This is a genomic window from Paenibacillus sp. FSL E2-8871, assembly GCF_038000345.1.
Lineage (GTDB): Bacteria > Bacillota > Bacilli > Paenibacillales > Paenibacillaceae > Paenibacillus_AQ.
In genome coordinates this window covers 272,470-286,961 of the sequence record NZ_JBBOBV010000001.1, presented here as the reverse complement: position 1 = coordinate 286,961, position 14,492 = coordinate 272,470, and the positions used below count along the sequence as shown (strand labels likewise).

General features: G+C 44.6%; 16 protein-coding genes. 1 reads left to right on the top strand and 15 read right to left on the bottom strand.

The features are described 5' to 3' along the window. Positions 1-4 precede the first annotated feature (4 nt). The 6 genes from NYE25_RS01255 to NYE25_RS01230 form a co-directional block, all read right to left on the bottom strand. The gene (locus NYE25_RS01255) at positions 5-571 is read right to left on the bottom strand and encodes a putative ABC transporter permease (protein WP_341144908.1); all 567 of its coding nucleotides are present in this window, start codon (positions 569-571) and stop codon (positions 5-7) included. Between the two features lie 163 nt (positions 572-734). Next, positions 735-923, bottom strand: a complete 189-nt coding sequence (locus tag NYE25_RS01250) for a hypothetical protein (RefSeq protein WP_341144907.1) — start codon at positions 921-923, stop codon at positions 735-737. Between the two features lie 177 nt (positions 924-1,100). Further along, complete coding sequence (locus NYE25_RS01245; RefSeq protein WP_042126589.1) at positions 1,101-1,280, bottom strand: hypothetical protein; 180 nt, start codon at positions 1,278-1,280, stop codon at positions 1,101-1,103. 91 nt (positions 1,281-1,371) lie between these two features. Then, positions 1,372-2,058 (bottom strand): LrgB family protein, encoded by a 687-nt coding sequence (locus NYE25_RS01240; RefSeq protein WP_042187114.1) that lies wholly within the window; start codon positions 2,056-2,058, stop codon positions 1,372-1,374. Then, on the bottom strand, positions 2,058-2,468 hold the full coding sequence (locus tag NYE25_RS01235; protein ID WP_076283039.1) for a CidA/LrgA family holin-like protein: 411 nt from the start codon (positions 2,466-2,468) through the stop codon (positions 2,058-2,060). The genes NYE25_RS01240 and NYE25_RS01235 overlap by 1 nt, the downstream gene beginning before the upstream one ends. 209 nt (positions 2,469-2,677) lie before the next feature. Continuing rightward, entirely contained in the window at positions 2,678-3,352 is a 675-nt protein-coding gene (locus NYE25_RS01230; protein WP_149644076.1) for an NAD(P)H-dependent oxidoreductase, read from the bottom strand. 151 nt (positions 3,353-3,503) lie between these two features. Here NYE25_RS01230 and NYE25_RS01225 point away from each other — a divergent pair, with 151 nt between their 5' ends. Next, positions 3,504-3,896: a winged helix-turn-helix transcriptional regulator gene (locus tag NYE25_RS01225; protein ID WP_060622450.1), complete on the top strand. Its 393-nt coding sequence runs from the start codon at positions 3,504-3,506 to the stop codon at positions 3,894-3,896. A 16-nt stretch (positions 3,897-3,912) separates the two neighbouring features. Here the strand turns inward: NYE25_RS01225 and NYE25_RS01220 are convergent, their stop codons facing one another. From NYE25_RS01220 to NYE25_RS01180, 9 genes are all read right to left on the bottom strand, one after another. Continuing rightward, positions 3,913-4,290, bottom strand: a complete 378-nt coding sequence (locus NYE25_RS01220; RefSeq protein ID WP_076298449.1) for a YkvA family protein — start codon at positions 4,288-4,290, stop codon at positions 3,913-3,915. Positions 4,291-4,401: 111 nt separating this feature from the next. Beyond that, positions 4,402-5,040: a Vat family streptogramin A O-acetyltransferase gene (locus NYE25_RS01215; RefSeq protein ID WP_076283041.1), complete on the bottom strand. Its 639-nt coding sequence runs from the start codon at positions 5,038-5,040 to the stop codon at positions 4,402-4,404. Positions 5,041-5,157: 117 nt separating this feature from the next. After that, positions 5,158-6,432 (bottom strand): L-rhamnose isomerase, encoded by a 1,275-nt coding sequence (gene rhaA / locus NYE25_RS01210; protein ID WP_339802697.1) that lies wholly within the window; start codon positions 6,430-6,432, stop codon positions 5,158-5,160. A 426-nt stretch (positions 6,433-6,858) separates the two neighbouring features. Beyond that, entirely contained in the window at positions 6,859-8,346 is a 1,488-nt protein-coding gene (rhaB, locus tag NYE25_RS01205; protein ID WP_341144906.1) for a rhamnulokinase, read from the bottom strand. A 27-nt stretch (positions 8,347-8,373) separates the two neighbouring features. Beyond that, entirely contained in the window at positions 8,374-9,102 is a 729-nt protein-coding gene (locus tag NYE25_RS01200; RefSeq protein WP_341144905.1) for a LutC/YkgG family protein, read from the bottom strand. Beyond that, the gene (locus tag NYE25_RS01195) at positions 9,095-10,648 is read right to left on the bottom strand and encodes a LutB/LldF family L-lactate oxidation iron-sulfur protein (protein WP_341144904.1); all 1,554 of its coding nucleotides are present in this window, start codon (positions 10,646-10,648) and stop codon (positions 9,095-9,097) included. Before NYE25_RS01195 ends, NYE25_RS01200 begins: the two co-directional genes overlap by 8 nt. Next, positions 10,645-11,373 carry a (Fe-S)-binding protein gene (locus tag NYE25_RS01190; RefSeq protein ID WP_042187093.1) on the bottom strand — a complete coding sequence of 243 codons (729 nt, stop codon included), beginning with the start codon at positions 11,371-11,373 and terminating at the stop codon, positions 10,645-10,647. The genes NYE25_RS01195 and NYE25_RS01190 overlap by 4 nt, the downstream gene beginning before the upstream one ends. A 26-nt stretch (positions 11,374-11,399) precedes the next feature. Next, positions 11,400-12,158 (bottom strand): DeoR/GlpR family DNA-binding transcription regulator, encoded by a 759-nt coding sequence (locus NYE25_RS01185; protein ID WP_042187090.1) that lies wholly within the window; start codon positions 12,156-12,158, stop codon positions 11,400-11,402. 40 nt (positions 12,159-12,198) lie between these two features. Beyond that, a complete protein-coding gene (locus NYE25_RS01180) occupies positions 12,199-14,268 on the bottom strand; it encodes a bifunctional aldolase/short-chain dehydrogenase (RefSeq protein WP_341144903.1) in 2,070 nt (689 codons plus the stop codon). Positions 14,269-14,492 lie beyond the last annotated feature (224 nt).

Genomic DNA, 14,492 nt, shown 5'->3' with positions numbered 1-14,492 from the left:
ATCATTAATCTTGATATTGGGGGGTCTTCTCACTTCTATACCGACTCCAGCAAGTCCACAATAAATCAGCCATAAGATAGAGTCCCACGAAAGGAAATATAATTCCCCAAACATTATAGACTAGTGAATACAAACGCTCCATAAACGGCTGAATCCCATATACACAAGTTACCGATAGCGCCCACCAATATAGGGAGAATCGAAGGCAAATATGCCCTTGCAGTTGATAAGACATCCCTGAATAATCCCACCATTGCTTTTGAAACACAGTTTTTAGCAGCCAACCACTTACGTATTCAACAGCTGAAGGAACGACTAACGCAAGCAGGAGGAAAATTGGGAAAGGCAGGGTTAAGTCTCTGGCAATCAATAGAAGCAGTGGTGCAAATCCATACATTGGTTTAAAAGGGCCTTTTAGAAAGCCTTCTTTGCGAAAGCTTCCATTACTATATAAGTTATATGCACCTTCCAATACCCAGCCTAAAAAAGAGTAGATCATAAAATAAAAGAAATATTGGCCTGCCACTGCCATCGCAGAATCTCCGCTTGAAGAAAATATAGAAGTCATCATGTTTATACACCGCTCCTAGTTGTCATTATTTTCTTTAATATCCATCCGGCCCTATTATGCCTTAATCCTTCAGGAGATATGCGCAACAAAAAAGACATAACCCAAAGGTTATGTCTTCATTACAAATTATAAAGAGTAAAGCGGATTCTCTATCCATCCACGCTTATGGTTTAAGCCGTTCTTCATGATTCTGAGCCGATATTAGCAACTGGTCGTCGTCTTGTTTCTTTAACGTATCCGTTGTAAGTTCACTACGTACGCCAAAGTTTGAACCATACTTTTTCTCAAAGTTGCCTGCAAGGGCCTCACCACGTTTTTGCCGATATCGGCTGTTCTCATTCCGACTACGCATTTCATTTCCTCCCTGCTACATGAATGGCTGAGATCTGTGAAATTTGCGAAAAACTACTAGGAACTTGGAGAAAACTCTCTGATGAGGTTGTACCTGAATTCATTATACAATAATTGTTAAAATCATCTCAAGCAAAAACAGACTGCCCAATGAAGGACAGCCTGTCTTCCGAATCATTTAGTCCAAATCGTTAGGAAGCGGATCAGGATGCGAGGACTCTGCAGGCTTGGCTACCCAATCGTCTGCTTCTGGCTCGATGTCCACACCATTCTCCATCTTCTTAATTTCAGCTAATGAATCGCCGTCTTTATTTTCCTTGTTGCGGATTTCCGCTTCATCTTGAGAATAATCTGACATGTGAAATCCTCCTCAGGTGCTTTGCTTTATTTGTTCCTTAGTTATAGTTACCCGATGGAGTGTTTTGCAAACATAGTTACGATGAATGAATTTAAGGGTACATGATCCAAGCTACCACCGGACCGATACATGAACCGACAATAGCACAAACGGTCATCGCTACGGAGCTCATTGAAACTGACTGTTCACCGTATTCCAGTGCCTTTGCAGTTCCAAGTGCATGAGAACCCGTTCCTAACCCGATCCCAATCCCAACTTCGCTTCGAATCTTAAACAGTTTAATAATGAGAGGACCGCCAATCGCACCTGTAAATCCGGCAATCATTACAAATACGGAGGTTAGCGAGGAGTCCCCACCTAAACCATTTGAGATTTGTATCGCCACAGGTGTTGTGATCGATTTAGGCAAAATGGACAGAACATACAATTTAGAGAATCCTAGACCAGCTGCCAAAAGCAGACCACTAAACATTCCTAATAACAGACCTGCAATCGCTCCCCCCAGGATGGCTGGAAGATTCTCAACTAACACATTACGTTGTTTATACAATGGGTAGGCTAGCGCCACTACAGCAGGACCGAGTAACTGATTGATCCACTGACCGCCTATCATATATGTATCATACGGAATATGAAAATATAGAAGTATTGCTACAACAAGGACTGTTGCTGTTAACGCGGGAATCAGTACAGGAAACCGAAAACGTCTATAAATTACGGACATCATCAAATAAATAGCAACATTAAGCAGGACAATTCCTGTCGCGATAAAAAACATTATAATTCCTTCCCCTTTTCGCTTAAGCTCTTGCTGCTCCAGCCCGCCTTGCTCTTTCCTTTCAAGGTTGAAAGCCATTGACTCGTATGTGCTGCTGCTGCAATTGTGAGGACGCTGCTAACGATAAGAATCAAGATTAAGAGCAAACCTCTTCCACTAAAAATATCCATATGCTTCACGATCCCAGCCGTCGCTGGAATAAAAAATAACGGAAGATAAGCTAATATTGTTGTTGCACCATCTTCAATCCACTTCACTGGTACAACCTTGAATAGCAATAAAACAAAGAGCAAAAGTAATCCGACGATACTCCCAGAAACGGGAAGATGCAGCTGCTTTTGCAGGAAGTCTCCAGCCAAGTAGAACAAATAAAGCAGGAACACTTGGATAATTATGCGAATGATTTTCATGATGCAGGATCCCTTCATTATTAAATTAACTCGATAAAGCTTAAAATGGGTCACCTCAATAAGAGTATCAGAGTTTTCATGAAAATTTCAATTACTTTTCGAATCTTGTAAGAATTAAACAAAAATAACCTGCATGATCTCCAAGATGCCGGAGACTTTGCAGGTTAATTATTTTCGTTATGCAGCTCAAAAATGAGATTCCAGCTTAGTTAAACCCACTGAACGACTTGCTCTGCACTTTGTCTTGTTTTTCCACGTGGTTCATTCAATCGATACCCAAAGGCTACCATGCAGGAGATTCCAAAATGTTCGGCATCCATAATCCCCTCTTCGGTAAGAACTTGCTCTATCTTCGCCTTATCGAAACCTTCCATTGGGCAAGAATCGATTCCGATTAAAGCGGCTGATGTCATCATATTACCAAGGGCTATATAAGTCTGACGGCAGCTCCATTCGAACATTGCACGCTCATTCTCCATCAATCCGAAATCAACCTTCAAGAACTTATCGAACATATTACCTTTCCCTTCCATCACTTCTGGAGGTAGCTCCTGCACATGCTCCATGATCCCTTTAATATAATCTGAATCAGCAGCCATATCTTTAGGAAGACGTGAGAGAATCAATACAAAATGACTTGCGGTTGGCAATTGCTTTTGTGCTCCCCAGGCATGAGCACGTAATTTCTCACGTATTTCCGGACTTTGTACTACGACAAAACGCCAAGGCTCGAATCCGAATGAACTTGGTGACAGACGTCCTGTTTCCAGAATAAACTGAAAGTCTGACTCACTAATTTTTTTATGACTATCAAATTCTTTAGTTGCATGTCTGAACTGGTAAGCAGACAGGATTTCATTCTTGTTTAATGATAAAGTATCCATATTTAACACTCCTTTTATTTGCTTAGAATCAACGGCCTATTTGACTGTTTGCCGTTCTCATGCTTAATATTAGAATATATATCACTTCTTTAAAAGTACGCACATTAATGTTATGTAGTATACAAAATGATACTATGGGAGTTGAACGGCTATGCGTGATCGAAAAGGTGGATTCGGAGATTTCCCAGGGGGAAATAAGGAAGCTTGCCCTGTGGAATTTACGCTCGATGTTATAGGAGGAAAATGGAAGGGGATTCTCATCTATCACTTGATGGATGGAACGAAACGCTTTAACGAATTTCGCCGGATATGCCCAGGAATCACTCAACGCATGTTAACCTTGCAGCTTAGAGAGCTGGAAGAAGATGGAGTTGTTCACCGTGAGGTCTACCATCAGGTTCCCCCGAAAGTCGAATACTCGTTAACTGAATTTGGCAAGACACTGACCCCTATTATTAAACTCATGAAAGACTGGGGCGAGGTTTACAAAACAAAACAGCTTTCCGCAGAAAGCTGTCCAGAAGGTACAAATATTACGGTGTAGCTCAAAGCTGCACCTTTTATTTTTCCCCATTAAAAAATGCTTCGGCCTTTTCCTTATGTTCGTTGGTTACCTGACCAGATATCGCTTTAATGCCTGCTGCAATGATCGCTGCATCATCTGTAAATCCAAGGCCGAGAATCGCATCGGGTATCGCATCAATCGGGGAGATGAAATAAGCCAACGCTCCGAAGGCAATTCCTTTTGCCCATAAAGGGGTCTTTGCATCGACTGCGCAATAATACATCGCAATAGCATCTTTAGTAAATGGGATCTTGCCTGCGAACTTTTTAGTTTTAGTCCAAAAATTCCGCGTCACCATCTCCTCGTTCTCTTTACTGTATGGAAACTTCTCTGCTGTGAGTTCCGCAGTGATCTTATCATCATCTTTCTTCATTAGATTTTCCCTCCGCAAGGTTCATATGAAGTACATACAGTCAGTATACCCTCAGCTATTATTTATATCTTTAAGATAAACTATAGCTCGTTCTATGAAACTTACACAATATCATTTAATTTCTTTGATTTTATTCAAATCACTGCTGCATAACGCTTCAAGATTCTTAAAGATACGCTCGGCATCCCAATCCCACCACTTAAGCGCTTCTAGATGTTCGATCAATTCATCATCAAAACGTTGTCTAATTACTTTACATGGATTTCCTCCAGCGACACTATAAGCCGGGATATCTTTGACAACTGTTGAATTGGCCGCGATGACGGCTCCATTACCAATATGTACACCCGGCATAACCGTAACATTCTGCCCAATCCACACATCGTTGCCAATCACCGTATCTCCTTTTAAGGGTAAATCTGATAGTTCTGGAACCGCATGCTCCCAGCCATTAGACATGATATTAAAAGGGTAGGTCGTAACAGAATTCATTCGATGGTTCGCACCATTCATGACAAATTCAATACCTTTGGCAATCGCGCAGAATTTCCCAATAATAAGCTTGTCACCAATAAAATCATAATGATGAGTCACATGCTCCTCAAACTTTTCGGCACCGTCTATATCATCATAATACGTATAATCGCCAATCGTAATATTTTTTCTTGTAATCACATTTTTGATATAACAGATGCTTTTGATCTGTTCATTCGGATAGAGCACATTCGGATTCGGTCCATATTTCTCCATAATAACGCCTCTCTCTCTTTTTGATAAAACATAGCAGAGATCACATATCTTTTCAAATAAGTACTAATCATGAACATAAAAAGCGGCTACCGTGTGGTAACCGCCATAACAAGTACTTTATCGCTTTGATAAAACATCTACTTCGTATTGCTTCACATCGCTCAGCCAACTTTCTCGGACAGGCACACCATTCGTCGCACAATAATAATCCCAAATAGCTCCGAACGGATAAGATTTCAATTCCTCTACCAGTGCAAGTCTAGTAGTATAATCCCCATCCAGTTCAATTTGCTTCAATAGCTCTATCGGTTCCAGCATCGCACGTAGCAGAGCTTTGATTGTGTTACGTGTTCCGATCACCCAAGCGGCAATGTGATTAATACTTCCGTCAAAGAAATCGAGTCCAATATGAGTTCTTTCTAGGAATTGACCTCTAACTAGTTCACGAGCAATCTCCAGCAGTTCATCATCCATAGTCACCACATGATCACTATCCCAGCGTACTGGACGGCTAACATGCAGCAACAATTGATCACCAAACAGCAGCCAAGAGGATAGTTTATTCGAGATGGTCTCGGTCGGATGGAAATGCCCAGCATCGAAGCAAACCGCTTTGCCCCGACTTAGTGCATAACCCATATAAAATTCATGCGAACCTACCACATAACTTTCTGAACCAATTCCGAACAACTTGCTTTCTACAGCATCAATGTTATATCGCTCATCGATCTCCTCGCTGAAGATCTCGTCCAGTGATTGCTGAAGTCGCACTCTCGGTGACAGACGGTCGATCGGTGTATCTTTATATCCATCTGGAACCCAGAAGTTGGTTACACAAGGCTGACCTAGTGCCTGACCGAAAGATTCGGAGATTCGGCGTGAAGCCTTGCAATGAGCAATCCAGAAGTTGCGGATTTCAGGATCCGAGTGGCTTAGTGTGAAGCCATCATTAGCTTTTTCATGAGAGAAGCAAGTGGGATTGAAATCCAATCCAAGCCCCTGCTCCTTAGCCCAGTGCACCCATCTTTCAAAATGCTTAGGCTCTAGCGCATCAAGATCTACAGTTTCTTCCGTATCGGCATAAATAGCATGTAAATTAACTTTATGACGTCCGGGGATAAGTGCTAGTGCTTGCTCCAAATCACGGCGCAGCTCCTCCGGATTTCTAGCTCGCCCCGGGTAACTGCCCGTGACCGCGATTCCGCCACTTAGTTCCTTTTCCTTATTCAGGAAGCCCTTTACATCGTCTCCTTGCCAGCAGTGCAATGAAATTTTGATTGCTGCAAGCTGCTCTAATACTTTATCTACGTCAATGCCATGCTGTGCGTAGAGCTTTTTCGCCTCATTATAGCTCGTCTGAATGTTCTTTAAGCTTTCTGTATTCTGCACCATGCTTGAGCCTCCTGATATTTTCTTAGTGATTTCATTTAGGGGTATTTATACCCCTCTTTTGCTCGTTTTTCGCTTTTTGCGCTCAAAGAGGGGGATTTATACCCTTCTTTTGCTCGTTTTCCGCTTTTTACGCTCAATGAGAGGGATTTATACCCTTCTTTTGCTCGTTTTCCGCTATTTACGCTCAATGTGGGGGATTTATACCCCTCTTTTGCTCGTTTTCCGCTTTTTGCGCTCTATGAGGGGGATTTATACCCCTCTTTTGCTCGTATTGCGCTTTTTACACTCAATGTAGGGGATTTATACCCCTCTTTTGCTCGTTTTTCGCTTTTTATGCTCAATGTAGGGGATTTTTGTACCTCTTTTGCTCATCCATAGCTATCTAATAGTCATCCCATGTATTCTCGGTTACTTTATTAGTTACTCTTATACGACCTGCAGTCGAGCAAACTCAGCTAATGCCGCGGTTTTTAGGGAAGAGTCCATCTCTTGTGGAATATAGATTGTTACATCAAAGGAACGATATATAATTTCTCTTGCTTCTTTAATATCTGTGACCGTACCCACACTGATCATTTGCATAACTACATTACCTAATGCGGTGGATTCCGTTGGACCAGCGTAAATCTCCATCTCTAGTAAATCCGCCGCAATTTGGCATAGCAATCCATTATTCGCCCCTCCGCCTACGATGTGCAGCCGCTCCCACTTCTCGCCGGTCAATAGCTGAAGATCCTGAACATAGAAATAGTAAGAAAGAGCAAGACTGTCAAACACACATCTGGAGATCTCCCCTGGTGTCTTTGGTACCCACTGTCCGACTTCCGCACAATAGCTCTGTATCTCGCTGATCATGTTGGATGGATTCATGAATCGTTCATCATTGCAGTAGATGATGGATCTGAAAGGAATCTCTTGCTCAGCCAGCTCTACTAGTTCGCTGAAGCTGTATTGCCCGCCATATTCCTCACGAACCTTTTGGATCAGCCACATCCCCATTATGTTCTTAAGAAAACGGAACGAACCGAAGGCGCCCCATTCGTTCGTATAGTTACGTTCCATCGCCTCGGGACTTGTAATGGCTGAAGCTCGTTCCACCCCGATGAGGGACCAAGTACCACTACTGAGAAATCCCCATTTGTCGCTACTTGCAGGAACGCCTAGTACAGCTGATGCTGTATCATGTGTGGCAACTGCTATGAACTCACAATCTGGAAGATCACCGCGTGCCACCAAGTCATCAGTCAACCAACCAATATGTTCCCCAGGTTCCGTTAAGGGGGGGAATTGCTCTTTTGAAAGACCAAGCAGTGCCAGTAAATCAGTATCATAATCCCGTGTTTGCAGATTCAGCAGACCCGTGGTTGAAGCATTCGTGACTTCACTAATTCTTCGTCCCGTAAGCCGATAGTAGAGATAATCAGGGACCAACAGGATTGAATGTGCTGCTTCAAGATCTGCCTGATCATGCACAAACAGCTGGTACAACGTATTAATCGGGAGAACTTGTATTCCCGTCTTTTGGTAAACGCTTTCAGTTGATATATTGCGGTGTACGCTTTGTACCGCTCCATCTGTTCGGGAATCACGATAAGAAAAAACTTCATGAATTCGTGTACCCTTCTGATCTAGAAGTACGTAATCCACGGCCCAAGTATCAATTCCGACGGTACAATGCTCAATTCCTTTTGACTTCGCCTTCTGCAAGCCTTTTACAATTTCAGCAAATAAATAATCGACGTCCCAATAAAGATTACCATTCTTCTCAGAGAACCCATTACTAAAACGGTGAATTTCTGTTAATGATAAGGTTCCTTCCGGTTCTTGCAAGGTTCCGCAAACGACTCTCCCACTAGAGGCTCCAATATCAATAGCAATGTGATTCTGACCCTGTTTATGTGCCCTAGCATTCATTCTTAAACAACACTCCTTATCTCCTCATCAGCCTACCAGCAAGGCGAATACGATTCCAGGGCCATGCACACCTATTGTCAGATCATTCTCAATATCCGCTGAACGGCTAGGTCCAGAGATAAAGTGAATACCTGCTGGGAGACCCGATTGTCCCGCTTCATCAAAATCAATAAACACCTCACCCAGACGAGTCTTCAGCCGCTCCAGCGGAACGATGGCAATTAATGCGGTTGGCAACAGGCTGACAGAGCGCCCTTTATCCGCAGAAGATAACACTGTAATAGAGCCTGTATAAGCAACTGCATAATCCGCGATCACAATCCCAATATCGGCTTCCGCCGCCCTAGCTTTCCATGCTTCTTGCATATCCGTATTCCAGACAGATACCTGCGTATCTACAAGTTCTTCTTCTAGACGAAGTTCCTCAAGCTCAGCTACATTTTGCCGAAGAATATAACGCGCGAGCATATCACTCGCTTTATTGACGATAAAAGCTTTAGCTTCATCCATCGTTGCCATGCGAAACACATGTCCACCTGCACTTTGAAAATTCGCAGTAAATTGATCGATGCGTTCTTCTGGACTCCACTGGAATTCTTGCCAATAATCTGGAGCACCGCGAAAAGGATGTAACGGAGCCGCAGTCGTTCTTGGCCGCTTCAGGCGACGAGCGATATCGTTCATGAATGCCTGCTGTTTCTCACGAGAATCATGATCCATACGCTCCAGCCATTCTCTGTGCGTTTCCTCAGTCATATCCGGGCTCTCCTTTCAGTTCTTCCGCCTTCCGCTTCGCTAATAAATCTTCCATCCGTTTCTGTATCGACGGGTCCATCTCGCGACTATTTTGGTCTAACTCCTCCTGCAGCTCTTTCCAGCTCTCGCGGAAGGATTCATCCGCCAGCTTCGGAGCGATCCGGTAGTTATTCCAGCCTTTCAGCGGCCCAAGCTTTGACGGAATTCCGCCGTCTCTCACAAGTAGCTTTTGTCCGATTCTGCCTACTTTCATCACACTACTGAATCGTTGTGACTTCGCCATAATCGCACCAAAACCTTTCATGCCAAGACCTTCCGCTTTGTCTCCATAACCTCTCTCTACCTTACGTCGCCGTAAATAGATAAGCATATCATGCAGAGGGATTTTGACTGGACAAGCTTCATAACACGCACCGCATAGACTCGATGCACCTGCGATATCATCCCATTGATCTACATTTTTGTTCAGCGCTGGGGTCAACACTGCTCCGATCGGTCCGCTATAAGTCCCACCATAGGCATGACCGCCAATATGACGATAGACAGGGCAGGCATTCAGACAAGCTCCACAGCGGATGCAGTTCAGTAGCTCCTGAAATTCTGGATCACCGAGCTGCTCAGATCGACCATTATCAAGGATAATAATATGCTGCTCTTCCGGCCCGTCCCCATCATCCTTTCTACGGGGTCCTGAAATACCGGACATATACACTGTTAGCTTCTGGCCAGTTGCTGAACGAGGTAATAACGTAGCCATCACCTCAAGGTCGCTCCAAGAAGGAATAATCCGCTCCATCCCCATCAAAGTGATTTGCGTCTTCGGCAAGGTGGTGACCATGCGAGCATTGCCCTCATTCTCGAATAGCACCATGGAACCTGTCTCTGCAATCGCAAAATTGCATCCCGTCATCCCAATATCAGCTTCTAGGAATTTCTCCCGTAGCTTGCGCCGTACAAATCCTGCAAGGATTGTAGTCTCAGGCAAAAGCTCCTCCCCTGCCTCCTTGGACAACAGCTCAGCAATCTGATAGCGGTTTTTATGGATGGCTGGGATAATGATATGAGACGGAGTTTCTCCGGCAAGCTGGATAATATATTCGCCAAGATCTGTCTCAATCGTCTCCACGTCAATGGATTCAAGAGCCGTATTCAAATGCAGCTCCTCAGTCACCATCGATTTTGATTTGACCACGGAAGCCGCTTGTTTTCGCTGTGCAATCTCTAAAGCAATCTTCACTGCCTCTTCACCCGTTGCCGCAAAATGAATATGCGTGCCGTTCGCTCTTGCATTGTTCGCAAATAGATTTAAGTAATAATCCAGATGAGCGATCGTATGCAGGCGAATTTGCCGCCCACGTTCGCGCCATTCTTCCCAGTGTCCATGATCGTTCGCCGCTTTCTGTTTCCCGTCACGCAGCCTTTCCGTAGTAAAGCGAACCGCCTTGCGCAAAAAGTCATTATTCAGCGCCAAGTCGGCACGCTCTTTTACCGTAGCTGGCTTCACATGATTCGATTCCGATTTAGTCTGAGCGGCATTCTGACTCATTGTCCACTCACCCCCTCATACAGTAGCTCTGCTAAATGCATGACTCGGACCGGTTTGTGGCGATAACGCAAATTCCCAGCAATATTCATGAGACAGCCCATATCCAGACCCGTTAAGACTTCTGCTTCCGACTCCAGCACATGATCTGACTTCTCGGTGACCATCGCCCCGGAGATATCAGACATCTTCACGGCAAAGGTTCCACCAAACCCACAACAGTCCTCAGCAAAAGGTAATGGCACTAGCTCCATCGCCTTCACATTCTGCATAAGTAACATAGGCTCATCACGAATCCCCAGAATCCGAGTGCCATGACAGGAAGGATGATAGGTAACTTTATGCGGAAATACTGCCCCTAGATCCGTTACGCCAAGCACCTGTACCATGAACTGGCTGAACTCATAGGATTTACGCTGCAAATTCTGCGCCTTGACCAAATTAATCGGATCATCCTGAAACAGTTTCGGGTAATGATGAAGCATCCCGGTGCAAGACCCGGAAGGAGCAATGACAAAGTCACTGTCTTCGAAAGCCTGCAAAATCGTAAGTGCAGCTTGACGTGCCTCATTCCAATAGCCACTATTGTACGCAGGCTGTCCGCAGCAGGTCTGCACTTCGGGAAAATCCAGCTGCACGCCATATCTGGCAAGCAGACGTGCCATCGCTTCTCCGACCTTCGGGTACACAGCATCACTGATGCAAGTAATAAACATCGATACCTTCATGCCTTCACCTCCTGCAACACTATTTTCTACACGGTTGTTATTGCGATGTTCAGCTCCTGTAGCTGCTTTAGCTGTTCTGTGGCAGGGCTGTAATCCGTTATCACAACATCCAGTTCACTAGTCGTGGCAACATGTGTGAACGCTTGAATTCCGAATTTGCTGGAGTCACAAAGTAGGATCACCTGCTCCGCAATAGAAATCATCTTTCGCTTCACCATCGCTTGCAGCTCATTCGATTCACTGGCGCCGCGTTCGAGATGAAATCCTTTGCAAGAAAAAAACATCTTATCCACGTGATACAACTCAAGCGAACGCTCGGCTAAATGACCAACAAAGGACATCGATCTGCGGCTCAGTTGACCGCCAGTTGAGATCACATCTATTCGTTCCTTCCCACTTAACTCCGCAGCTACCCTAATAGAATTAGTCAGTACAGTTAGTGGCATATCCGGCAAATGTGAGGCCATATACCATGCAGTTGTGCTAGCATCCAGCAAAATCCGATCTCCCGGCTTTATCATCATCACTGCTTCACGAGCAATCTGCTGCTTCTCCGCTGCGTTCATAATTTCACGTTCAGCATATGGCGTCTCTGGCTGACGATCACGTAGACTGACTGCACCGCCGTGCGAGCGTAGCAGCCTCCCCGCCTTTTCCAAGCGATCAAGATCCCTGCGGATGGTCTCCTCCGTCACTTGGCATAATGTACTTAGTTCAGAGACACGAATGCTGCCACGTTCATTCACTAGTTCTACGATTCTTTCATATCTGTCTGCAATCAGCATGGCTTCCCTCCGTTATATCTATCTATATTCCATCTTCCACTTATCTAGTAAAAGCTGCCGGCACTCCACCGTCAATCGTCAGCATGCAGCCCGTAGTCTTCTCTGACTTGGATGAAGCGAAAAAGGCCACCCCTTCAGCAATATCACGTGGATAAATATTTACAAGCAGTGTTGTGCGTTTACGATAATGTTCCTCCAGTTGATCCGGCTCAATCCCGTAAGCAGCAGCCCGTTCATTCCGCCAGTTCGAATTCCAAATCGCTGAGCCTTGTAGAATGGCATCCGGCAAAATTGTATTGGCGCGAATACCGAACTCTCCACCTTCAGCTGCAATACAGCGAGCTAAATGTGCTTCGAGTGCTTTGGCAGAACTGTAAGCCGATACGCTTTTTCCAGCAAATATAGAGTTCTTAGAGCCAATAAATACCATGCTACCGCCGATCTTTTGCTCCTTCATCACCTTGAAGGCTTCACGTGCAACGAGGAAATATCCAGTTCCTAGCACGGAAATGTTCAAGTTCCACTCTTTTAATGAAGTCTCATCAAAAGGACTGGAAGTCGCAAGCCCAGCATTGTTCACAATAATATCTACTCCGCCATAAAAGAGTGCTGTATCTGCATAAGCTGTGGTAACTTGCTCCTCCTGCGTTACATCCATTTTAACAGCGAACGCACGATTCTCACCGTATTTATCGTTAATCTCCTCGGCAATTTTCTGTGCGCCCTCCAGATTGAGATCTGCCAGCACAACATGCGCCCCTTCGGACACTAGTCGACGAGCGGTTTCGCTCCCGATTCCTCCTGCGCCACCAGTAATGAACGCAACCTTTCGCGAGAATTCTGCTTCTGCTGGTGCCAGCGATAATTTATATAATTCCAAAGGCCAATATTCCACATTGTACGATTCATTTTCACTTAGAGAGACGAAATCTCCCAATGCGGTAGCTCCGCGCATAACAGCAATCGCCCGGTGATACAAGGCACCGCTAATTTTAGAGTTGCTCCAGCTTTTGCCTGTGTTGATCATTCCCACTCCAGGAATTAGAATCACACGCGGTGCGGCTTCGAACATTACATCTCCCTCATGCTTATTGCGATCGAAGTACGCTTTGTACTGCTCTTTGTATGCGGTAATCGCTTCGTTCAGCTTCGTCTTCAAACCATCAATATCACTGGCATTTGGTTCCCAATTCACAAATAGTGGCAGCATTTTGGTATGTACCAAATGATCCGGACAAGCTGCACCTACACTGGATAATTTCTCCGAGTTAACTCCACCTACAAAACGCAGCACATCCTCTGCATCATCGAAGGTCAGTATCATTTTGCGCTCATCACTGACTGCGCCTCTAATCAATGGCATCACTGCAGCTGCTACAGCCCGCCGCTCTTCTTCCGGAAGCGCTTCCGATTTGCAACCTCCGAACAGGTTCCCATCTTCAATTCTATCTTGGATGTAACGCTCTGCTTCATTAATGATAGAGATCGTCTTCGCGTAACAAGCTTCCGGCGTATCCCCCCAAGTCACGAGGCCATGCTTCTCCATCAACACCAATTCTGCTTGAGGATTAGCAAGTACGCCTTCAGCGATCATTTTGGATAAAGTGAACCCAGGACGAATGTAAGGCACCCATACGAAACGATCCCCATAGATTTCCCGCGCAATATCTTTACCGTTATGAGCACAGCATAAGCTGATAATCGCATCTGGATGCGTATGATCTACATGTTTGAATGGTAAAAAAGCATGCAGCAGCGTCTCAATTGAAGCACGCGGATGCTTAGGATCAATCATACAATTCGCGAGGTAAGCCACCATTTCCTCATCAGGCATTTCCTCCCGATCAAACAATGGCGCAATATCCTCAAGCCGCAATCCGGTAAAATTGCCTGCTTTCATCGTAGCTAGGTCAGAGCCGCTACCCTTCACCCACATGACTTCAACCTCACGACCACGGAAATCTAATTCTATAGTTTTACTAGAGGTATTCCCTCCTCCAAAATTACAGACTCTACGATCTTCACCCAACAGATTGGAGCGATAGACCAGTGCATCCAGACCTCCGTTAATGACTTTTCCCCGTGCAGAATCCCATAAACTTTGTACCATTTGTGAATACCTCCGTTTTTGAATGTTTATTTTTTTGTTTATTTTTGTTTGTTTTGATTTTAATCTATTTGTTTGTGTTTGAATAGAGCGTTTTCAACAAAATTTAAAATTTATTTCACAAGTTAGACGAATCCTCCTTGGATGAACTGAAATTCCATTGCGAAAAAACAAAAAAAGAGTTGCCAATTAGCAACTCCTTCACCCCCACTATTCAGCACCGACTC

Excerpts from the sequence above, each read along its gene's own strand:
- NYE25_RS01255 (WP_341144908.1), bottom strand. The coding sequence starts at position 571 with ATGATGACTTCTATATTTTCTTCAAGCGGAGATTCTGCGATGGCAGTG.
- NYE25_RS01250 (WP_341144907.1), bottom strand. The coding sequence starts at position 923 with ATGCGTAGTCGGAATGAGAACAGCCGATATCGGCAAAAACGTGGTGAG.
- NYE25_RS01245 (WP_042126589.1), bottom strand. The coding sequence starts at position 1,280 with ATGTCAGATTATTCTCAAGATGAAGCGGAAATCCGCAACAAGGAAAAT.
- NYE25_RS01240 (WP_042187114.1), bottom strand. The coding sequence starts at position 2,058 with ATGTTTTTTATCGCGACAGGAATTGTCCTGCTTAATGTTGCTATTTAT.
- NYE25_RS01235 (WP_076283039.1), bottom strand. The coding sequence starts at position 2,468 with ATGAAAATCATTCGCATAATTATCCAAGTGTTCCTGCTTTATTTGTTC.
- NYE25_RS01230 (WP_149644076.1), bottom strand. The coding sequence starts at position 3,352 with ATGGATACTTTATCATTAAACAAGAATGAAATCCTGTCTGCTTACCAG.
- NYE25_RS01225 (WP_060622450.1), top strand. The coding sequence starts at position 3,504 with ATGCGTGATCGAAAAGGTGGATTCGGAGATTTCCCAGGGGGAAATAAG.
- NYE25_RS01220 (WP_076298449.1), bottom strand. The coding sequence starts at position 4,290 with ATGAAGAAAGATGATGATAAGATCACTGCGGAACTCACAGCAGAGAAG.
- NYE25_RS01215 (WP_076283041.1), bottom strand. The coding sequence starts at position 5,040 with ATGGAGAAATATGGACCGAATCCGAATGTGCTCTATCCGAATGAACAG.
- rhaA (WP_339802697.1), bottom strand. The coding sequence starts at position 6,432 with ATGGTGCAGAATACAGAAAGCTTAAAGAACATTCAGACGAGCTATAAT.
- rhaB (WP_341144906.1), bottom strand. The coding sequence starts at position 8,346 with ATGAATGCTAGGGCACATAAACAGGGTCAGAATCACATTGCTATTGAT.
- NYE25_RS01200 (WP_341144905.1), bottom strand. The coding sequence starts at position 9,102 with ATGACTGAGGAAACGCACAGAGAATGGCTGGAGCGTATGGATCATGAT.
- NYE25_RS01195 (WP_341144904.1), bottom strand. The coding sequence starts at position 10,648 with ATGAGTCAGAATGCCGCTCAGACTAAATCGGAATCGAATCATGTGAAG.
- NYE25_RS01190 (WP_042187093.1), bottom strand. The coding sequence starts at position 11,373 with ATGAAGGTATCGATGTTTATTACTTGCATCAGTGATGCTGTGTACCCG.
- NYE25_RS01185 (WP_042187090.1), bottom strand. The coding sequence starts at position 12,158 with ATGCTGATTGCAGACAGATATGAAAGAATCGTAGAACTAGTGAATGAA.
- NYE25_RS01180 (WP_341144903.1), bottom strand. The coding sequence starts at position 14,268 with ATGGTACAAAGTTTATGGGATTCTGCACGGGGAAAAGTCATTAACGGA.